Origin of the sequence: Streptomyces albiaxialis, from assembly GCF_039530985.1 — a bacterium.
GTDB lineage: Bacteria > Actinomycetota > Actinomycetes > Streptomycetales > Streptomycetaceae > Streptomyces > Streptomyces albiaxialis.
In genome coordinates this window covers 149,982-170,307 of sequence record NZ_BAAAPE010000010.1, presented here as the reverse complement: position 1 = coordinate 170,307, position 20,326 = coordinate 149,982, and the positions used below count along the sequence as shown (strand labels likewise).

The window sequence follows — 20,326 nt, the reverse complement described above, 5'->3', positions numbered from 1 at the left end:
CGGGCGCCGGGAGGCGGAGCCTCCCGGCGCCCGCGTCCGCTCCTGTGTCCGCGCTTTCCGACGGTTCCTTCCCGGAGGCGTCCTTTGTCGCGCGGCCGAGGTGAAGCCTCCGGGCGGTGTCGCGTTCCTCCCGGCGAAGAGCTCCGCAGAAGGGGGTACTACGGAGTAGTTGTGTCTCTACGATGGGGCGGCGTTGCGCTGCGTGCGCATTGTGTGAGGACCTTTCGACCATCGAGCGGGCCACAACGAGCCCTGGTATGGGGATGATGATGCAGAGCGCCGCCGGGGTTCCGGTAGACGGATTCACGTACGGACTGGTCACGCCCGTAGCGGCGTATGTGATGGCCTGCCTGGGCAGCGCCCTGGGCCTGCGGTGCACGGCCCGGGCGCTCAGCCTTCAACGGTCGGAGAGAGCCGGATGGCTGTTATTGGCGTCCCTGGCCATCGGCACCGGCATCTTCACGATGCACTTCATCGCGATGATGGGCTTCACGGCCCAGGGCATGGAGATCACCTACGACCTGCTGACCACCTACGCGAGCCTCGTGGTGGCCGTCGTCGTGGTCGGCATCGGCGTCTTCCTCGTCGGCTACCGGGGCAAGACCACGGGCGCGCTGCTCGCCGGGGGCGTGATCACGGGCCTGGGCGTCGCCGCCATGCACTACCTGGGCATGGCGGGCATGCGGATGAGCGGCAGCATCGCGTACGACACCGGGACGGTGCTGCTCTCGATCGGGATCGCGGTGTTCGCGGCGACGGCCGCGCTGTGGTTCTCGATGTCCGTGAAGCTCTTCGGCGCCGCCATCGCCGCCGCCCTGATCATGGGCGTCGCCGTCAGCGGCATGCACTACACGGCGATGCGCGCCGTCACCGTCCATCTGCACGGGACCGGGGGCGACGACAGCGCCGGGACCTCGGCCATCGGCACGCTGACCCCCATCCTGATCGGCCCCCTGCTGCTGTTGTTGTTCGTGGGGTTGTTTGTGAGCCTTGATCCCATGATGGAGCGGGACGGACGGCGCCAGTGGGGCTCCCGTCCCGGCGAGGGCAGCGGCGAGAAGCTCGAATGGACCCCCTTCGAACGGCGGCAGGAGCACTGATGGGCGAGCAGCACGGGGAGCAGCGGCTGGAGCCGATGCCCGGGGACTGGCAGCGGGCGCTGGCGGTCGTCGCGCACCCGGACGACCTGGAGTACGGCGCCGCGGCCGCCGTCGCGGAGTGGACCGCGCAGGGCAAGGAGATCGCCTACGTGCTGGCCACCCGCGGCGAAGCGGGCATCGACAACCTGCCGCCCGTCGAGTGCGCGCGGGTGCGCGAGGCCGAGCAGCGCGCGAGCGCGGCGGCGGTCGGCGTCACCGACCTGGAGTTCCTGGATCACCCCGACGGCGTCATCGAGGAGGGCCCCGCGCTGCGCGCCGACATCGCCCGCGCCCTGCGCCGCTGGCGGCCCGAGCTGGTCATCACCGCCAACCACCACGAGACCTGGGGCAGCGGCCCCGGCGCCTGGCGCAACACCCCCGACCACCGCGCCGTCGGCCGTGCCGCGCTCGACGCCATCGGCGACGCGGGCAACCGGTGGATCTTCGCCGACCAACTGGAGGAGGACGGCCTCATGCCCTGGAGCGGGGTGCGCTGGGCGGCCGTCGCCGCCTCCCCGTACGTCACCCACGCGCAGGCCGTGGGGGAGGAGGCGGTCGCCGCGGCGCTCGCCTCGCTGAACGAGCACCGCGCGTACATTTCCGCGCTCACCGACGAGGACCCGCAGGCGTACGCGCGGACCATCGTGACCGGTGGGCTGGAGATGTACGGGGCGCGGTTCGGCGGCGGGAACGCGGTCGGCTTCGAACTGGTGCCGTTCTCCTAGCCGTTCGGCCCCTCGGGCAGCGCCTGGTCCCGGCCCCGGTTCCGCCCCTGGCCCCGGCCCCGGTCCCGGCGTGTGAGCGAGAGCAGGGCCAGCGCCGCGACGGGGACGAGCAGCGCGGCGGCCCCCGCGTTCAGCCAGCCGTAGCCCGCGCCCGAGACGACGAGACCCGAGAGGGCGCCGCCCGCGCCCGCCGCCGCGTTCATGATCAGGTCGGAGAGCCCCTGGACGGCGGCGCGGGCGGGCTGCGGCACGGAGTCGGTGAGCAGCGCCGAGCCCGACACCAGCCCCGCCGACCAGCCCAGACCCAGCAGGAAGAGCCCGGCGGCGGACTGCGCGTGGTGGCCGTCCGCCGTACCGGCGAGGGCCGTGGCGACGGCGAGCAGGGCGACCCCCAGCAGGATCACCGAGAGCCGGCCGAGCCGGTCGGCGAGCCAGCCCATGACCGGCGAGAACGCGTACATGCCCGCGATGTGACCGCTGATGACCAGACCGATCAGCTCGATGTCCGCCCCGTGTCCGCCGAGGTCGACGGGCGTCATCACCATCACGGAGACCATCACGGTGTGCGAGCCCGCGATGGTGACGAGCGCGAGCCGTGCCCGCGCCGAGGCCGCGACCGTCGCGAGCGCGGCCCGCAGCGAGCGGTCGCCCGCCCCGCCGCCGCCCTCGCCCTCGGCCTCGGCGAGCGCGCGGGCCGTGAGCAGCGGGTCGGGCCGCAGCAGCAGATGCACCAGCAGCGCCGAGACGAGGAAGACGCCGGTGCCCCAGACGAAGGGCCCGGCGGTGGCCGGGATGCCGAGCCCGGAGACGCTCTCGCCCGCCGGAGCCGCGATGTTGGGCCCGAGGACGGCGCCGACGGTGGTGGCCCAGACGACGGTGGAGATCGCGCGCCCGCGGCGTACGGGCTCCGCGAGGTCGGCGGCGGCGAACCGCGCCTGGAGGTTCGCGGAGTTCCCGGCCCCGAACGCGGCCATGCCGATGAGCAGCAGCGGGAAGTTCTCCAGCGCGGCGGCCCCGACGACGACCGCGCCGCCCACGGCCGCGACGACGTACGCGAGCGTCAGCCCGGCCCGCCGCCCCCGCGCGGCCATCAGCGAGGCGAACGGCAGCGACAGCACCGCCGTCCCGATCACCGACGAGGTGGACGCCAGCCCCGCCACGGCCTCCGAGCCGCCGATGTCCTTGGCCAGTACGGCCGCGAGCGCCACGGCCGTCGAGACCCCGAGCCCGCCCAGGATCTGACTGACGATCAGCACGGCCTGCGTACGGCGGCGGAGCGCGGCGAGGTCCCCGGCGCCGGGGACCTCCTGGGATATGTCCTCGCTGTCAGGAGCGTCGGCGGAGTCACGGATGTCGGTCACGCCGCGCAGTGTGGCAGCACGCGCCCCCGGCGGACCAGGCCGGGACGCCGGGGCGCACGGGTCGTGCGGATTCCGTACCGGCGCGCGGGACGGAGCGCTATCGTGCCGTCACGACACGCAGTCACGTCCATGGGGCCCGAGGGGCCGCGGGGGAGCGGACGGACGGGACGCCGGGGCCGGAGCCCGGACGGCGTCGCGGCGTCGGACCGGGCCGCGGAAGTCGGTGCCAAGGGGGTGCGGCATGACCGACGGCGGGGGCGCGAACGGCGAGGACTCGAACGGCGAGGACTCGAACGGCGAAGACCCGAATGGCGGGGACGGCGCGAATGGCGGGGACGGCGCGGGCGAGAGCGCCCGGCGGGACCCTCCGGACGGGCCCGTCATATGGCCCGCCTCCTGGCTCGCCGCCGTGCGCGCCATGGCCTGGGGCAAGATCCTGCGCGCCGTCGGAGTGCTGCTCGTACCGGTCTTCCTGATGGTTGCCGCGCTGGTCCTGCTGGCCGAGCAGTTGGACATGGACCCCGTCGTGACGGGCGCCGTGTCGGGAGTGATCCTCCCCGCGCTCGCCGGCCTGATCATGAAGCGGGCCGAATCGTTGCGGGACGGCGAGACATTCCTGCTCGCCCTGGTCACCGTCGCCGCCGTGGTCGCGCTGATGGCCCTGGCCGGGGCCGTGCGCTCGTGCGCCGACGACGCCGCGGTGGACGTCACCCGTCGTGCGCGGCTCTCGGAGGGCGGCCAGTGGCGCGGGGGCGAGCTGTACGAACTGGCGATCGGCTCCCCTCCCGCCCGCGAACGGCTCGCCCTGCGCTGGAAGGTCGACGAGGACTCCCCGGGCGGCTATCTCGGCAACTGCCTGGGCGAGGCCCGGCTGGTCTTCCGCGGGGCCGACGTGGCCCGCGAGACCGAGGCCGGTGTCGAGGACGAGAAGGCGGACATCCCGGTCGAGAACCGCGCGGGCGGCAGGTCCTCGATAGAGGTGAGCGTCTCGGGCGACTCCGCGTGCGAGTTCTCGCTGGAGATCACCGGCGCCGTGATGCGGAACGGATGAACGGACGAGGTCACGTATGTCTGGACGGGCACGAGGGCTGAAGCGGACGGTATGGCGCTGGGCGGCGGGGGTGTCGGTCCTCGCGCTGCTCCTGGGGCTGGCCCTGCTGTCGGGATGGGGCCCCGACCGGGAGCGCGACGACGAGCCGCCGCCCGGCCTCCTCGACGGGGTGGCGCAGATCGGGGTCTTCTACGACCACCCCTCGCTCTTCGTCAAGGAGAGCGGCATCGTCTCGGGGTTCGAGAACGCGTTCCTTCAGTACATGAGCAAGAAGGCCGGCTTCGCGTACCGCCCGATCGACGTGGTCACCAAGGAGCGCGAGAAGGTGCTGACCTCGGGGAGCGCGGACCTCGTCATCGCCGCGTACTCCATCACCTCGGCCCGCAAGAAGCTGGTGACGCAGATCGGGCCCTACGCGAAGACGCGCCAGGGCGTCATGGTGCGCGAGGACGAGCGGCGGATCGAGGGGCCGAAGGACCTCGCGGGCAAGCGGGTCTGCACGGTCAACGGGAGCACCACGGCGCCCGGCGTCCCGGACGCGGAGCAGCGCGAGCGGATCCGCAGGGAGGCCCGGCGGCAGCTCAACGAGGAGGCCATCGTCGTCCTGCGGGACACCAACGGGCAGTGCGTCTCCGAGCTGCGCAAGCGCGGCAGCGGCATCGACGCGGCGTGGACGGACCAGTTGGTCCTCTTCGGCTTCGCGGAGCGCCACCGGGACGTGCGGGTGCTCAAGGGGACCGTGGGGGGCTGGCAGATGTACGCCATAGGGATGCCCAAGGGGCACCCGAAGGAGTGCGCGCGGCTGCGGTCGGCGATGCGGGCGTATGTGGACTCGCCGGAGTGGCGGCGGGACTTCCAGAGCCACTTCCCCCGCCTCACCCGGCAGGACCCGGCCTTCGAGGCCCACTTCAGGCCCGCGCCGGACCGTATCGAGAGCAACTCCTCGCCCTGCTGAGCCTCTTGCGGGCTACCCGGCTGGTCCCACCGACGCCCTGACCGGCCTCTTCCTCCCCGTCGCCGGAGAGGAAGAGACCGATCGGTACCGGACGGGCCGGGACGGGCCGGATCAGGGACGGTCGACGAAGACGCGGTCGAGCCGTACGTCGCGCAGTTCGGCGTACTGGCTGCCGAAGTTGCTCTCGACCTCGGCCTTCTCCGCCTCGTTGGGGATCGCGTTCTTGCAGTCGGGCCCGGCCGAGGCGCCGGACATCAGGCTGGAGCAGGGACCGGGCTTGCGGTCGGGGAGTCCGAGGATGTGCCCGAACTCGTGCGCGGCGATACGGACGACGTCATGGCCCTCGTTCACGGCCTGACGGCCCATCCAGACCGTGCCCTTGCCCAGCTCGGGCACCTGGGCGCGGGGCCAGCCGTCGTCGGCGAGGACGGTGACGTCGGCCCGCTCGCCGCTGCCCGCGGGCTTCAGCTCGACGTTCTGCACCTGCTCGTTCCAGACGCCGACGCCCTTCTCCACGGCGTCGGCGAACTCCTCGGAGCCGCTGGCGTCGTAGGTCACGACGACGGCGGCGGAGGCGCGGGGGCCCTCTGCTGTACCGGCGGACGCGAGCGTCTGGCCGCCGACCAGGGCGCAGAGCCCGGCCAGCAGGGGCACGAGAACGCGTAAGGACAGACGGAAGTGACGTGGGGGGATGCGAAGATTCACGATCAGCCTCTCTCCAGGGGCCTCGATGATTCGTTCGCCCTAGGAGACTAGAGACACCCCACGCGCCCCACAACGCCCTTCGCGGAACGGGTGCGGGGAAGGCTCAGAACAGCGGTTCGGGAAGGACGCCCTCCAGGGCGAGCAGCACCCGCTTGGTCTCCAGGCCGCCGCCGAAGCCGCCTATGCCGCCGCCGCTCTCCACCACACGGTGGCAGGGGACGACGACGGGCAGCGGATTGGAGCCCATTGCGGCGCCGACCGCGCGGGCCCCGCCGGGCTCGCCGACGCGGTCGGCCAGGTCCTGATAGCCCGCCGTGGCCCCGAAGGGGACGGAGGCCGCCAGCTCGCGGAGCACCTTCTCGTTGAACCCGCCGGAGAGCGTCCAATCCAGGTCCACGGTGAACGCGCGCAGCTCACCGGTGAAATAGCGGTCCATCTCGTCCACCGCGACGGCGAGGGCAGGGTGCGGGGACTCCGCCGGGTCCGTCCGCACGGGCGGGGCGCCCAGCGCGGCGGTGAGACGGGAGAGGGCGCGGTCCACGGCCCGGCCCCTGGCGTGGAAGACGACCTCGATCAGTCCCTCGTCCGTCGCGGCGAGGAGAAGGGGCCCGATCGGGGTGTCCCGCACCGCGTACGAGCAGGTGCGCGCGGGGGCGGCCGACGTCTCAGTCATACGGGAACCCTAGAGGTCCCCACTGACAACCGACGGCGGCCGCCCGCCGGCTGCCGGGTCAGTAGTCGAGATCCAGCCCCGAACCGAGGCCCCGGGTCGCGTCACGCACGAGGTCGGGCTTGTTGGAGATGATCCCGTCCACGCCCGCCCGGGCCACCCTGACGGCGGTCGCCGCGTCGTCGACCGTCCAGGTGAAGACCTCCAGCGGACGGCCGTGCGGCCCCTTCACGCCGTGGATGGCCTGCACGTAGTCCTTGGTGACCGCCGCGTGGCGCGGGTTGATCTGGTCGGAGAACTTCGCGTACTTCTTCAGCTCGCTCGCGGCCGGGTTCCCCAGGAAGCCGGTCTTCACGGCGGGCTTCAGCTCGTGGACCTTCTCGACCGAGGTCGCGTTGAAGCTCTGGACGATCAGCTTCTTCTTGAGGTGGTGCTTGTCCAGCCAGCCGTCCTTGCGCAGCTCGGCCAGGGTCTGCTTCTCGATCCCCGGGTACAGCTCCGGAGCCTTCAGCTCCATCAGCAGCCGCTGTCCGTTACGGCTGACCCGCTGCATGTACTCGTGGAGCGTCGGGATGCGCTCGCCCTTGAACCTCTTGTTGAACCAGCTTCCCGCGTCGAGCTTCCTGATCTCCTTCGCGGTGAAGTCGGCGACGTTCCACGGGGCTCTGTCGGGGAACTTCTGCTCGACGTCGGTGGTGCGCGCGAGCGTGGTGTCGTGGAGGATGACCAGCTTGCCGTCCTTGGTGCGCTGGACGTCGTTCTCCACCCACTGGATGCCCAGCTCGTCGGCCTTGTCGACGGCGGCGAGGGTGTTCTCGGGCGCGTACGCGGAGGCCCCGCGGTGCGCGACGGGCAGCGGCGAGTCGCTCTGCGGCGCGGCCGCCGCTCCGGGAGCCGCGGTGAGGAAGAGTGCGGTCATACCCAGCAGCGCGCCGCCTGCGGTGGCGGTGGCCGTCAGAGGGCGTATCGACATGCGGAACTCCTCGCATCTGTTTGTGCACGGACAGCGAAGAGCGTTCCCGAGGCGCAATACAGGAAAGCGGGGACGAAGTGGCGGGAAGTTGAACGTGGGACGTCTGCGTCGCTGCCCGTGCATCGGACAAATGGCATGTTTTCGCCAGCCTCTGTCCGTTTGGGAATCTTCGCCCGTTGTCAGTGGCGGGCCGTACGGTGGTTGCCATGCGGCCCAACACCGAAATCGAACGCAAGGTGGCGCCCTTCGAGGTCGTCAGCCCGTATCAGCCCAGCGGGGACCAGCCCACCGCCATCGCCGAGCTGGCGCAGCGCGTCAGCGCAGGTGAGAAGGATGTCGTGCTGCTCGGCGCGACCGGCACGGGCAAGTCGGCGACCACCGCGTGGATGATCGAGAAGCTCCAGCGTCCGACCCTGGTGATGGCGCCCAACAAGACCCTGGCCGCCCAGTTGGCCAACGAGTTCCGCGAGCTGTTGCCGAACAACGCGGTGGAGTATTTCGTCTCCTATTACGACTACTACCAGCCGGAGGCGTACGTCCCGCAGACGGACACCTACATCGAGAAGGACTCGTCGATCAACGAGGAGGTGGAGCGCCTGCGCCACAGCGCCACCAATTCGCTGCTCACCCGGCGCGACGTGGTCGTGGTCGCCTCCGTCTCCTGCATCTACGGCCTGGGGACCCCGCAGGAGTACGTCGACCGGATGGTCCCCCTCAAGGTCGGCGCGGAGATCGACAGGGACGCCCTGCTCCGCCGCTTCGTCGACATCCAGTACACGCGGAACGACATGTCGTTCACCCGCGGCACCTTCCGCGTCCGCGGCGACACCATCGAGATCTTCCCGGTCTACGAGGAGCTGGCCGTCCGGATCGAGATGTTCGGCGACGAGATCGAGGCCCTCTCCACGCTCCACCCGATCACCGGCGAGGTGATCTCGGACGACGAGGAGCTGTACGTCTTCCCCGCCTCGCACTACGTCGCGGGCCCCGAGCGCATGGAGCGCGCGATCAACGCGATCGAGGCCGAGCTGACCGAGCGCCTCGCCGAGCTGGAGAAGCAGGGCAAGCTCCTGGAGGCCCAGCGCCTCCGCATGCGCACCACGTACGACATCGAGATGATGCGCCAGATCGGTACCGCCTCCGGCATCGAGAACTACTCCCGGCACATCGACGGCCGCGAGGCGGGCACGGCCCCGCACACCCTGCTGGACTATTTCCCGGACGACTTCCTGCTGGTCATCGACGAGTCGCACCAGACGGTCCCGCAGATCGGCGCGATGTACGAGGGGGACGCGGCGCGCAAGCGCACCCTCATCGACCACGGCTTCCGCCTCCCCTCCGCGCTCGACAACCGGCCGCTGAAATGGGAAGAATTTCTCGAACGGATCGGCCAGACGGTGTATCTCTCGGCCACCCCGGGGCCGTACGAGCTGGCGCGGGGCGACGGCTTCGTCGAGCAGGTCATCCGCCCCACCGGGCTCATCGACCCCGAGGTCGTCGTCAAGCCGACCGAGGGCCAGATCGACGACCTGGTGCACGAGATCCGGCTCCGCGAGGAGCGCGACGAGCGTGTGCTGGTCACCACCCTCACCAAGAAGATGGCCGAGGACCTGACCGACTATTTCGTCGAGCTGGGCATCCGCGTCCGCTATCTGCACAGCGACGTGGACACGCTGCGCCGCATCGAGCTGCTGCGCGAGCTGCGCTCCGGCGAGTTCGACGTCCTGGTGGGGATCAACCTGCTCCGTGAGGGCCTGGACCTGCCCGAGGTCTCCCTCGTGGCGATTCTCGACGCCGACAAGGAGGGCTTCCTCCGCTCCGGCACCTCGCTGATCCAGACCATCGGCCGCGCCGCGCGGAACGTGTCGGGCCAGGTGCACATGTACGCCGACAAGGTCACCCCCGGCATGCAGCGCGCCATCGACGAGACGAACCGCCGCCGCGAGAAGCAGATGGCGTACAACGAGGAGCACGGCATCGACCCCGAGCCCCTCCGGAAGAAGATCGGCGACATCGTCGCGGACATCGCCCGCGAGCAGGTGGACACCGAGAAGCTCCTGGAGACGGGATACCGCCAGCGGGACGAGACCGGCAAGGGCGGCAAGGCCGCGGGCAAGCCCGCCAAGGCGCCCACCCCCGCCAAGAAGCGCGGCAAGGAGTCCGGCGAGCTGACCGACCGCCCGGCGGCCGAGCTGGCCGAGACCATCGAGGAGCTGACGGAGCGCATGCGCGCCGCCGCCGCGGAGCTCCAGTTCGAGGTCGCGGCACGGCTGCGCGACGAGGTCGGGGAACTGAAGAAAGAGCTGCGCCAGATGAGGGAGGCCGGGCTCAAGTAGCGTCCGCGGCCTGCGGAGTGTTGCAAGAACGACACAATGGCGGGGGAGGCCGATCAGCTCCTTCCTGCGGGTGCGTAGGGTGCGGTGCGTGACAGCCGCCGGGGCGCGGATCCCGGCGGCGTGCGGCACTGTCGAGAGGGGAACGCACGTGACGGTCAACTTGTCCAAGGGACAGGCCATCAGCCTGGAGAAGAGCGATGGGGGCACCCTGACCGCGGTGCGTATGGGCCTCGGCTGGCAGGCGGCCCCGCGGCGCGGCCTCTTCGGCAAGCGCTCCAAGGAGATCGACCTCGACGCCTCGGCCGTCCTCTTCGCGGACAAGCAGCCGGTCGACGTCGTCTTCTTCCGTCACCTGGTCAGCGACGACGGCTCCGTCAAGCACACCGGTGACAACCTGGTGGGCGGCGCGGGCCAGGGCGGCGACGACGAGGCGATCATGGTCGATCTCCAGCGCGTCCCCGTCCACATCGACCAGATCGTCTTCACGGTCAACTCCTTCACCGGCCAGACCTTCGCCGAGGTGGAGAACGCGTTCTGCCGCATCGTCGACGAGACGAACGGCCAGGAGCTCGCGCGCTACACCCTCACCGGCGGCGGCGACTACACCGCGCAGATCATGGCGAAGGTGCACCGCGCGGGCAGCGGCTGGCAGATGACGGCCATCGGCAACCCGGCCAACGGCCGTACGTTCCAGGACCTGATGCCCGCGATCCTGCCGCAGCTCTGACGAGGACGGATCCGACCGGCGTGGCCCGGGGAGGGGCGTGACGATGACGGCCGAACTGGTCCGTGGGCAGAACCATCCGCTGCCGGACTTCCGGGTGGAGATCCGGGTCTCGGCGGGGAAACCGGTGATCGCCGGGGCGACGCTCAACGACGACTCGGGCCGGATGCGTGACGCGGGCTGGATCGCCCACCCCGCCGCCCCACGGCTGCCCGGCCTGGAGGCGTCCCGGCAGGCCGCCGCCGACCACCGCCTCGCGGTCGACCTCGGCGCGCTCCCCGAGGACGTCCACCGGGTCAACGTGCTGCTGGCGCTGCCCACGGGCGTCGGCGGCCCGACGAGCTTCGGCCCCCTCGCCGCGCCGTACCTCGCGGTCACCGGGCTCGACGGCGCGGAGATCGCCACGTACACGGTCACCGGGCTCGACGCCGAGTCGGCCGTCGTCGCCCTGGAGCTGTACCGGCGCCAGGACGCCTGGAAGGTCCGCGCCGTCGGCCAGGGGTACGCGGGCGGGCTCGCCGCGATGCTGGACGACCAGGGCCTCCCCAAGGCCCACGAGCTGGCCGCGACCATCAACGAGGCGGTGGCCGCGGGGCTCGCCCGTTCCGTCGCGCCCCCGCCCCCGCAGGACGGCGAGGGCACCCGCGAGCGCAGCACCGCGCACGCCGCGCATCGGGGCCGCACCGGCGCGGAGGGCGCCGGAGGCGACTGCCCGGAGCGCACCGGCACCCCGGCCGCGGGGACGCCCGCGGGCGGCACCCCTTCCGGTGCCGCCCCTTCCGGCACCACTCCCTCGGGTGATGCTCCGCCGTCCGCCGGCGGCATCGACTACCGCCACCCGAGTCGCCCGGCCTCCCCTCCGCCGTCGGCGGCCCCCTCGGCGCCGCAGGCATCGCAGGCCCCGCAGGGCGGGGGCCAGGAGCCCGTCGCCGGTGACGCCCCCGGCTGGTCGATGGAGGAGCGGCTCTACAACCAGGTCTGGGGCATGTTCGAGGACCTGGCCCGTACGGTCGCGGCGTACCGGTCGGCGATCGACTTCGCCGAGTCGCGCATGGAGCGCGAGATCGACCGCGTCCTCGACGACCCGAGGACCCGGGTCGGCCCCGCCGCCGACGAGGCGCGCACCGAGGCGCGCGCCAAGCACGCACGCCTGGTGGAGCAGGCCCAGGCCGTGCTCGACCGGGATCTCGCGCAGCTCGTCGCCGAGGCCGAGGTCGTCGAGCCCGCCCTGCCGCCCGCGCTGGCCCGCTGGGACAACCCTGTCTGGCACGGGTACACGCTGCCGGACGACACCCCCATGGCCCTCCGCCTGGGCGACCTCAGCCTGCCCGAGCACGCCGAGCTGCGGATCCCGATGCTGGTGCGGCTGCCGCTGGAGCGCGGCCTGTGGATCGACTGCGGGCGCGAGGCGGCCTCCGTCGAGTCCGTCGTCGGCGCCGACACGGGCGAGCTGCGCCGCCTGGCCGCCGAGACGGCGACCGCCGTCGCCGCCCGGCTGTACGCGGTGTATCCGCCGGGCGAGTTCACCGTGCGGGTGATCGACCCGGCCGGTTCGGCCGCCGCGTCGCTCGCCCCGCTCGTGGAGTCGGGAGCCCTCCCGGAGCCGCCCGCCGCCGGGGCCGCCGGTGTCTCGCAGATGCTGGAGCTGCTGACCCGGCGCGTGGACCTCGTCCAGATGGCCGTGCGCAGCGGCGCCACCGACGCGCTGCCCGTCGACATCGATCCGGCGGACCAGCTCCTGGTGGTCCACGACTTCCCGCACGGCTTCGACGACCGCGCCGTCACCCAGCTCCGCTATCTGGCGGACGAGGGCCCGGCCGTCGGCGTGCATCTGCTGATGGTGGCCGACCGGGAGGACGCGCGGGCGTACGGGCCGGTGCTGGACCCGCTGTGGCGGGGGCTGCTGCGGCTCACGCCCGTCGCCAGCGACCACCTGGCCGACCCCTGGGTGGGCCACGCGTGGACGTACGAGCCGCCGCTCGCGCCGAGCGGCAGCGAGATCGTGCCCCGGGTGCTGCGGCAGGCCGCCGCGGGCCGCTGGTCGCCCGGCGGCGGCCACTGAGACCTGCGTCTCTTTACCTTCCCATGGGATTGCTTTACTCTTCCTTTCATCGGAGGGGAGTATTCCCAGCCCCGCGATGGCCCCGTCAGTACGGACAGGCAGCGAAGCCGGTCCCGGGGCATCGGCCCGGGATCCCCGGGTGGAAGAGACCTCCGGCCCATGCTGGTATGCAAGCCGGAGGAGCTCATGGACGTTTCCATGTCCGTTTGGGTGCTGACCATTGTCGGTCTCTGCGCCCTCATCGCCGTCGACTTCTTCATCGGCGGCCGTAAGCCGCACGAGGTGTCCCTCAAGGAGGCCGGCACCTGGACGATCGTGTGGATCGTGCTGGCCGCGCTGTTCGGGCTCGGCGTCTTCCTCTTCGGGGGTGACGGCGGCAGTCAGGCGTCCGGGGAGTTCTTCGCGGGGTACATCACCGAGAAGTCCCTCAGCGTCGACAATCTGTTCGTCTTCGTCCTGATCATGGCGAAGTTCGCGGTGCCGTCCATCTACCAGCAGCGGGTGCTGATGGTCGGTGTGCTCATCGCGCTCGTGCTCCGCGCGATCTTCATCGCGGCGGGCGCCGCGATCATCTCGACCTTCTCGTGGGTCTTCTTCATCTTCGGCGCCTTCCTCATCTGGACGGCCTGGAAGCTGATCCAGGAGGCCCGGGCCGACGAGGACGAGGAGGACTGGGAGGAGAACCGGCTCCTGAAGGCCGTCGAGCGGCGCTTCCCGTCCACCGACAAGTACCACGGCACCAAGCTGTTCATCAGGGAGAACGGCAAGCGGCTGATGACGCCGATGCTGATCGTGATGCTCGCGATCGGCACGACCGACGTGCTGTTCGCGCTGGACTCGATCCCCGCGATCTTCGGCCTCACCCAGGACCCGTACATCGTCTTCACGGCCAACGCCTTCGCGCTGATGGGCCTGCGCCAGCTCTACTTCCTCATCGGCGGCCTCCTGAAGAAGCTGGTCCACCTGTCGTACGGGCTGTCGATCATCCTCGGCTTCATCGGCGTCAAGCTGGTGCTGCACGCGCTGCACGAGACGGGTGTGCACGTGCCGGAGATCAGCATCCCGGTCTCCCTCGGCGTGATCTGCGCGGTCCTGGTCGTCACGACGATCACCTCGCTGCGGGCCTCCAAGAAGCAGGCCCTCGCCGAGGCCGGGTCCAAGGAGAAGGCGGACGTCGAGTCCTGACCCCCGCCCCCACCCCCGTCCCCGCGTGAAAGGGGGCCGGTCCACCGCGGACCGGCCCCCTTTCCCTGTCCGTGCGGTCAGCGGACCACCCTCACCTCCCGCTCGGCCCGCACGCCGTTCACCAGGACCGTCAGCTTCACCGTGCCCGGCCTGCGGCCCGTGAGGGTGCCCGTGGCCGGGTCGTACGTCGCCACACAGCGGCCCCTGGCGACCGTGTCCTCGACGCAGAGGCCGGGCGAGGCGGGCCAGTCCGCGCTGAGCGGCCAGGACGCGGGGATGTCGCGGGTCCCCTGGCGTACGGTCGCGGTCGCCCGGTCCGAGGTGCCCGCGCGCAGCTCGGCCGGCGCGTTCACGGTGAGGCCGTCCACATGGGCGCGGGTCTGGGCCGAGAGCCAGTCGCCGTGCCGGGGCGGCCTGCCCCGGTCGACGCCGAGCAGCGACCAGCCCGTGAACCCGCCCTCGGCGGGCGGCGCCGCGGGCGCCTTCCCGGAGTTGCCGTTGATCAGGTACGGGACGCCGTTCACCCGCGAGGCGTCGAAGACCCCCACGTGCGAACCGATCAGCGCCGCCCCCTTGCCCGTACGGGCGCGGAAGTCGCCGAGCCAGTCCTCCAGCAGGTCCGCCTCCATCCGGTCGGTGAGCTGGCTGGCGTGCTGCGGCGTCGGGTCGCGCGGCGGCACGTGCTGGAGCACGGTCACCGAGCCGATACGGGGGTCACGGGCCGCCGCGTCCAGTTGGGAGCGCAGCTCCTGGAACTGGGCGTAACCGCCGCCCCGTACGGTCAGCGACGAGGTGTTCAGGGTCAGGAACCGTGTCCCCTTGTGATCGAACGTACGCCGCGCCGGGCCGAATTCGCGTACGAAGTTGTCGATCGAGCCGCCCATCACCTCGTGGTTGCCCGGCACGTAGTACCAGGGCACCGCGTCGCCCAGCTCCTCCTCCAGTATCTTCCGCGCGAACGTCAGGTCCTCCGGCGAGCCCTCGTCGACCAGGTCGCCGTTGACGACGACGAAGTCGGGCCGGGCCGCGCGGATCTCGCGCAGCGTGCGACGGGCCTGGCGCACGATGGCGCTGTCCGGGTCGCGCGCCACGAACTGCGCGTCCGACATCACCGCGAACCGCCAGTCGCGCCCCGCCGTGTCGGCCGCCGTCGAGATCAGCCGGTCGTGCGGGCGCCCCGCGGGCGGCAGATCGACGTCCGGCGGCGTACGGGCCACGAGCTGGTCCATCACCACCTCGCCCTGGTACTGCGACATGGCGCGCGTCTCCGCGAGATAGAAGCGGTGCACCCTGACGGGGTACGTGACGCCCTCCGGCACCTCGAACGTGACCTGCTTCCAGCCCGTCCAGTCCACGACCGGTCCGCGCAGCACCTGGTCCGTGCCGAGCGCGTCCTTGAGATGGAGCGAGGGCCAGGCGCCCTTGCCGTCGCCCTTGAGCCACATCGTGAAGCTCTGGGGCTGGCCGCCCACCGGGATCTGGGCCGGAGGATTGGCGTACGCGGCGCGGGTGGCCGTCGACTGGCTGAAGTCGTAGGTCATCTTGAGGCCCTGGCCGCTCTGGCCCTCCGGCTCCAGGGCGACCGAACCGCTCGCCCGTGCCGAGGAGAAGCGCCAGGCCGAGGCGTCCTCGAAGTCCGCCGCCGTCTGCTCGCGCAGCCCGACCGTCACGGCCATGCGCACCGACCGGTCGCCGACGCGGATGTTGACCGTGCCGGAGGCCGAGTCCTGGCCTCCGCGCGCCTTGACGGTGAAGCCACCGGTCGAGGCGTCCGGGTCCGGCGCGATGTCGAAGAGCGAACGGTCGTAGTCCAGCCGTACGTCCGCCGGATCGATGGGCGCGCTGTTGCCGTCCGCGTCGTGGCCGACCAGCCCGAACGTGCCCGTCGCCGAGGCGTCGGCGAGCCCCACGCGCTCCTTGGTCGGGGTGAGGCGCGCGAGTTCGCCGAGCACCCGGAGCTTCGTCGAGCCCCTGGCCGTGCCCTGACGCGCGGTGACCTCGGTGCTGCCCGCGCGGCGCGCGTGGAAGACCCCGGAGCCGTCGACCCGCCCGACACCGGGCCGCCCCGCCTGCCAGTGCGGGGTGCCGCGCGCCGGGCCGTACGTCTCGTCGTACCCGGCGGCGGTGAGCTTGCGGGTCAGACCGGCGAAGACCCGCTCCGGATGGCCGCCCGGCACATTGTCGGCGGTCGGGGCCTTGTCGCGGTCGGCGGCGGTCTCGACCCAGAAGCCGGAGAGCCGTCCGCTGCCCTCGGGCGCGGTCAGGGCGAGGCCGTTGGGGACCTCGCGCTGCTCGCCGTCGGAGGGGGAGTTCTCCAGTTGCGGTTCCTTCGCGCCGGGTTCGCGGGCGAGGAGGGTGGAGGAGCCGCCGCCGTCGAGGTTGAGCGCGTTGTACGCGCCCAGCTTCTTCATCATCAGGGCCAGTTCGGTGAGCGTGACCCCGCCCGAGGCGGTCTGGCGGCCGTCGACCGTCAGGACGTGCATGGTGCCGCCGTCCTTGGAGAAACCGACGGCCGTACGCGGCGCGGTCGCGTTGTTCGGCCGCCCCTCCCAGTCCTGCGGTTCGCCGTCCACGACCAGCAGTCCGCGCCCGCCGACCGCCGTGCGGGGCAGCGGCGAGCCGTCGTCCGTCCGTACGTGGAACTCGGTGGAGACCGGGTCGCCCGTCTTCAGCTTCGCCAGCGCGTCCGCGCCGAGGTCCCGGCCGAGCAGCACGGTCACGCCCTCGGGGATCGCGCCCTTGCCGGGCTTCTCGGAGACGGAGGCGACCTTCCCGTCCTCGACGGTGACCTCGGCCGTACGTTCGGAGCCGTCCACGGCCATCGCCCTGTCGGCTTCGCCCCACCGGGAGTTGTACGCGCTGACGCCGTTCAGCGGCACATTGGCCGAGTTGTACCCCTCCAGCTTCCGCTTGCCGCCCGGGAGGGTGAGCGTGCCCTCGAAGTAGAGGTCGAGTATCCGGCCCGCGGCCTCGGGGCCGATGCCGGCCGCCTCGGTGGTGCCGGGCTCGGAGGAGTGCGTCGGCCTGCCGTCCCGCAGGCCGGGGCCGAGCGGCGCCCCCGTCTCGTTGATGTCGAAGAAGTCCGCGTTGAACGCGGCGACCGTACGGCGTCCCTTGCCCGGGTCGTGCGCCTTTGCCAGCTCTCCGACCTTCTTGCGTTCGGACACCTTTCCGGACGAGAGATAGTCCGCCCGGGTGCCCTGGGCGCCGCCGCCGAGGGTGAGGCTGAGCGCGTCGGCACGGAGCCACTTGTCGGACTCCAGGCGGTCGAACGAGGTCAGCTTCGCGCCGGGCGCGACGGGCCGGGTGGTGCTCTCCAGCTCCATCCCGTCGCCGTCGGCCATCCCGAGCGGGTGCGGCTCCTGAACGGCGGTCCCGGCGGCGGCCCGTACGGGTTCGCCGCGGGTGTCGGCGGAGACCGCCCCGGCCGGGAGCAGCCCCGCCGTCAGCGCGGCGAGGGCGGCGCCCGGAAGGACGGCTCTGGAGAGGAATCTTCTTCTTCGGTGTACGTGGACCTGTCTCAACGCGTACCCCACAGACACGTGTGAATTGAGCACTTCCGCACTTCTGTGCACAGCGCGGCACAGCGTCCCAAGAGGCACCGGTCTACACCAGATGACCGAGGGAAATCAGCATGAACACTCGGACAGTTCTCGGTCAGAGCAGTAGGACATCTGAGCAGTACGACGGGGCCCGGACCGCCGGCGCGGTCCGGGCCCCGGGAGGGGACAGCCGGTCAGCCGTGCGACGACGGACGGAGGCGGCGCCGTACCAGCCAGGTGCCGCCCGCTGCCGCGAGGACGGCGCCCGCGCTCGCGCCGACGGCGGCCAGCGGCGCCGAAGGACCGCCGTCCGCGGCACTCGCCTCGGACGCCTCGGACGGCTCGGACGCCGTGGTCACCGTGCTGGAGTCGTTGTTCCCCTTCTGCGGGCCGAAGCCTCCCGCGAGCCCCTTCTTGTCGTAACCGGAGCCGGGCAGCTTGTCGGCGTACGCCTTGTGGACCCGCGCGTGGTACGCGCCCAGGCTGGTGCCCTTCGCGCCGACGGCCTTGCGCGCGTCGGGGTCGAGCGGCAGGACACGGCCGCCGTCCAGCACGTACCAGGCGTCGATCTGCGGCTCCTGGAAGACGGTTCCGCCGGGGGCCTTCGCCGCGCCCTTGGCGGCGTAACGCGTCTCGTCCGCGCCCGTCGCGATGTTCACGACCCGCCAGCCGCCGGGCGTGCGCGCGGACATGACCGAGGCGCGCTGTCCGTCGGAGGAGACGGCCTCGCTGGCGAACAGCTCCAGTTCGGCCACGGGCCTCGCGGCGGCCCGCGAGGCGCTCTCGGCGGCCACGAAGTCCCTCGCGAGCGTGTAGACGGGCACGGCCCCGCCCTTCACGCGCGGGTCGGCCTTGTTGGCGGTGACGGCACCGTCGCGGGCGAAGAAGCGCGCGAGGGTGCCGAGCGTGCCGTCGGCCGAGGCGGCCTTGTGCGCGGCGGCGGCGGCGCCCTCGGGCGGCGCCGGGGGCTCGGGGGCCGCGCCGTCGTCGGCGTGCGCGTAGGGGGCGAGACCGAGCAGCGCGACGGTCAGCAGTCCGGCGGCCGCCGCGGTGCGCGCGGAGCCGTAGGGCAGGGGAGAGATACCGGTCATGACCTCACGCTCCGATCCCGAAGAGCGAATGGGTCCACGAGAACTGGTTGTTGCTGATGTACCAGTTGTGCGTCGCCCAGTTGTAGCGGCTGTTGGACGGCCAGGGGTCGCCCCAGTAGACCCAGCTCCTGCTGGTGTCGTAGCCGTACAGGACGTGCATGTGACCGCCGCCCGAGCTCCACTGGATGCGGGTCTCGACGGGCCGGTCCGCGTTGACCTCGCGCTGCACGGTGTCGTAGCGCAGCCAGCCCGAGACGTACGAGCCGGGGTTGATGCCCATCCAGTCCAGGGCGTTCTGCACATTGCCCAGGGTGGCCTGGTTGTTGGGGCAGGAGCTGCCCTGGCCGCGGTTGAAGGCGGCGTTGCAGAAGGCGTTCTGGTTGTAGTTCTTGCCCATCCAGGTGGCGATGGTGTTGCCCGCCGCCGCCCAGCACCAGTTGCTCATCTGCTGGGCCTGCATGCTGATGTCGAGCCGTTTGGCGGCCAGCGCCTGCGGCGCGCGCGGCGTGCCGTCCGTGGCCGCGGGGGTGCCGGGTGCCGCCGTGGCGACCGCGGCGGGTACCGCGATCAGCGCGGCCGCCGCGGTCGCGGCCAGCGCGAGGCGTCTGCGACGCCTGTGGGTCAGTGGGGACATGGCGTTCCTCCCAGGGATGAAGGGGGTGGAGGAGCGCATCCGGATGCTGCTGACGTCGAGCATCGTGAGTTGTCGGTACCTGGTCAACACGCTTCAATACGGGGCGGGAACGAGGTGTGAACGCGGGGGACCGAAAGTGAACGGGCCCGGCTCACGGGCTGGTGAGCGGCGGAAGGACGGTGCGGAGGCTGTGAACGTTCACTCCACGGAGACCGGAACCCCCGGGGGCCTCGACAGGATCCTGCGCACCGGCCCGTTCCATCTCGCGCTGCGCGCCGCGATCGAGGCGCGCGGCCTCGCGCTCCACCGCGTACGCCACCGGCTCGCTCAGCGCGGCATCCACGTCGGGGTCACCAGCCTCAGCTACTGGCAGCAGGGCGCCCGCCGCCCCCGCCGCGCGGAGTCGCTGCGCGCCGTACGGGCGCTGGAGGACGTCCTCGGGCTGCCCGACGGGTCGCTGCTGCGGCTGCTCGCCCCGGCGGACGACGGCGGCCGGGAGCGGCCCGCCTCCCGCTCGTACCAGTCGCTCTTCGAGCGCCCCGACGTGCTGCGCGAGCTGCTCGCCGAGCTGGACTCGCCACTCGACGGGGGGCTGCACACGCTCGACCACTGGGAGCGCGTACGGATCGGTGCGCGCCGCGAACTCCTCACCCGCTCCTCCCAGCAGGCCGTCCGCGCCCACCGGGACGGCATCGACCGCTGCCTCGCGATCCACTACGGCGACACCGGCTGCGCGCCGGAACGGGTGCGGGTGCGGGCGGGGGAGAACTGCCGCGTGGGGCGGGTGCGCTGGAGCGAGGGCGCGCCGGTGGTGGTGACGGAGCTGCTCTTCGACACCCGGCTGCGCTCGGGGGAGACCTATGTCTTCGGCTACGCGTTCGAGGACGGCACCGGAGGTGTCAGCCACGAGTACGTGCGCGGCTTCCGGTTCGGCGGCGGCCCGTACGTCCTCCAGGTCGGCTTCGACGCGGAGGAACTGCCCGTCAGATGCCACAGCTTCGCGCGGACCTCGGCGGGCGCACGGCCGAGCGGGGCGCAGGAACTCACGCTGAGCGGCGCGAGCCGGACGGTCCACCTCGTCCGGCACTCCGCCGGGCCGGGCATTCTCGGCATCGGCTGGGAGTGGGCCTGATGTCAGTGGGGCCGTGCATGATCGGTACGTCAGCTCGTCGC

Annotated in this window: 16 protein-coding genes; 9 read left to right on the top strand and 7 right to left on the bottom strand. The window is 72.0% G+C overall.

What is annotated here, in order from left to right; translation table 11 throughout:
• Positions 1–257 precede the first annotated feature (257 nt).
• Together ABD343_RS20590 and ABD343_RS20585 are read left to right on the top strand one after the other, a co-directional pair.
• The gene (locus tag ABD343_RS20590) at positions 258–1,100 is read left to right on the top strand and encodes an MHYT domain-containing protein (protein WP_344530296.1); all 843 of its coding nucleotides are present in this window, start codon (positions 258–260) and stop codon (positions 1,098–1,100) included.
• A complete protein-coding gene (locus tag ABD343_RS20585; protein WP_344530294.1) occupies positions 1,100–1,864 on the top strand; it encodes a PIG-L deacetylase family protein in 765 nt (254 codons plus the stop codon). The genes ABD343_RS20590 and ABD343_RS20585 overlap by 1 nt, the downstream gene beginning before the upstream one ends.
• On the opposite strand, the gene ABD343_RS20580 is transcribed toward ABD343_RS20585, so the two are convergent.
• On the bottom strand, positions 1,861–3,216 hold the full coding sequence (locus ABD343_RS20580) for an MFS transporter (protein ID WP_344530324.1): 1,356 nt from the start codon (positions 3,214–3,216) through the stop codon (positions 1,861–1,863). The two genes, ABD343_RS20585 and ABD343_RS20580, sit on opposite strands and share 4 nt — an antisense overlap.
• A 250-nt stretch (positions 3,217–3,466) precedes the next feature.
• On the opposite strand from ABD343_RS20580, the gene ABD343_RS20575 reads away from it, so the two are divergent.
• Entirely contained in the window at positions 3,467–4,276 is an 810-nt protein-coding gene (locus ABD343_RS20575) for a hypothetical protein (protein ID WP_344530292.1), read from the top strand.
• Between the two features lie 16 nt (positions 4,277–4,292).
• Positions 4,293–5,231 (top strand): transporter substrate-binding domain-containing protein, encoded by a 939-nt coding sequence (locus ABD343_RS20570; protein ID WP_344530290.1) that lies wholly within the window; start codon positions 4,293–4,295, stop codon positions 5,229–5,231.
• Between the two features lie 111 nt (positions 5,232–5,342).
• On the opposite strand, the gene ABD343_RS20565 is transcribed toward ABD343_RS20570, so the two are convergent.
• The 3 genes from ABD343_RS20565 to ABD343_RS20555 all read right to left on the bottom strand — a co-directional run bounded on the left by ABD343_RS20565 (position 5,343) and on the right by ABD343_RS20555 (position 7,579).
• Positions 5,343–5,903, bottom strand: coding sequence for a snapalysin family zinc-dependent metalloprotease (locus ABD343_RS20565; RefSeq protein WP_425578233.1), 561 nt, complete (start codon positions 5,901–5,903; stop codon positions 5,343–5,345).
• A gap of 136 nt (positions 5,904–6,039) precedes the next feature.
• On the bottom strand, positions 6,040–6,609 hold the full coding sequence (locus ABD343_RS20560; protein ID WP_344530288.1) for a methylated-DNA--[protein]-cysteine S-methyltransferase: 570 nt from the start codon (positions 6,607–6,609) through the stop codon (positions 6,040–6,042).
• Positions 6,610–6,667: 58 nt separating this feature from the next.
• Positions 6,668–7,579: a glycerophosphodiester phosphodiesterase gene (locus ABD343_RS20555; protein ID WP_344530286.1), complete on the bottom strand. Its 912-nt coding sequence runs from the start codon at positions 7,577–7,579 to the stop codon at positions 6,668–6,670.
• A 206-nt stretch (positions 7,580–7,785) separates the two neighbouring features.
• Between ABD343_RS20555 and uvrB the strand changes: the two genes are divergently transcribed.
• The 4 genes from uvrB to ABD343_RS20535 all read left to right on the top strand — a co-directional run bounded on the left by uvrB (position 7,786) and on the right by ABD343_RS20535 (position 13,886).
• Positions 7,786–9,915, top strand: a complete 2,130-nt coding sequence (gene uvrB / locus ABD343_RS20550) for an excinuclease ABC subunit UvrB (protein WP_344530284.1) — start codon at positions 7,786–7,788, stop codon at positions 9,913–9,915.
• Positions 9,916–10,063: 148 nt separating this feature from the next.
• Complete coding sequence (locus tag ABD343_RS20545; RefSeq protein WP_344530282.1) at positions 10,064–10,642, top strand: TerD family protein; 579 nt, start codon at positions 10,064–10,066, stop codon at positions 10,640–10,642.
• A 43-nt stretch (positions 10,643–10,685) separates the two neighbouring features.
• A complete protein-coding gene (locus ABD343_RS20540; RefSeq protein ID WP_344530320.1) occupies positions 10,686–12,701 on the top strand; it encodes a TerD family protein in 2,016 nt (671 codons plus the stop codon).
• A gap of 186 nt (positions 12,702–12,887) precedes the next feature.
• Entirely contained in the window at positions 12,888–13,886 is a 999-nt protein-coding gene (locus tag ABD343_RS20535) for a TerC family protein (RefSeq protein ID WP_344530280.1), read from the top strand.
• 77 nt (positions 13,887–13,963) lie between these two features.
• Here the strand turns inward: ABD343_RS20535 and ABD343_RS20530 are convergent, their stop codons facing one another.
• From ABD343_RS20530 to ABD343_RS20520, 3 genes are all read right to left on the bottom strand, one after another.
• On the bottom strand, positions 13,964–17,212 hold the full coding sequence (locus ABD343_RS20530; protein WP_344530318.1) for a phosphodiester glycosidase family protein: 3,249 nt from the start codon (positions 17,210–17,212) through the stop codon (positions 13,964–13,966).
• A 410-nt stretch (positions 17,213–17,622) separates the two neighbouring features.
• A complete protein-coding gene (locus ABD343_RS20525; RefSeq protein WP_344530278.1) occupies positions 17,623–18,519 on the bottom strand; it encodes a hypothetical protein in 897 nt (298 codons plus the stop codon).
• A gap of 4 nt (positions 18,520–18,523) precedes the next feature.
• Positions 18,524–19,153, bottom strand: coding sequence for a papain-like cysteine protease family protein (locus tag ABD343_RS20520; protein ID WP_344530276.1), 630 nt, complete (start codon positions 19,151–19,153; stop codon positions 18,524–18,526).
• Between the two features lie 190 nt (positions 19,154–19,343).
• Here ABD343_RS20520 and ABD343_RS20515 point away from each other — a divergent pair, with 190 nt between their 5' ends.
• A complete protein-coding gene (locus tag ABD343_RS20515; protein ID WP_344530274.1) occupies positions 19,344–20,285 on the top strand; it encodes a hypothetical protein in 942 nt (313 codons plus the stop codon).
• The last annotated feature ends 41 nt before the right edge of the window (positions 20,286–20,326 follow it).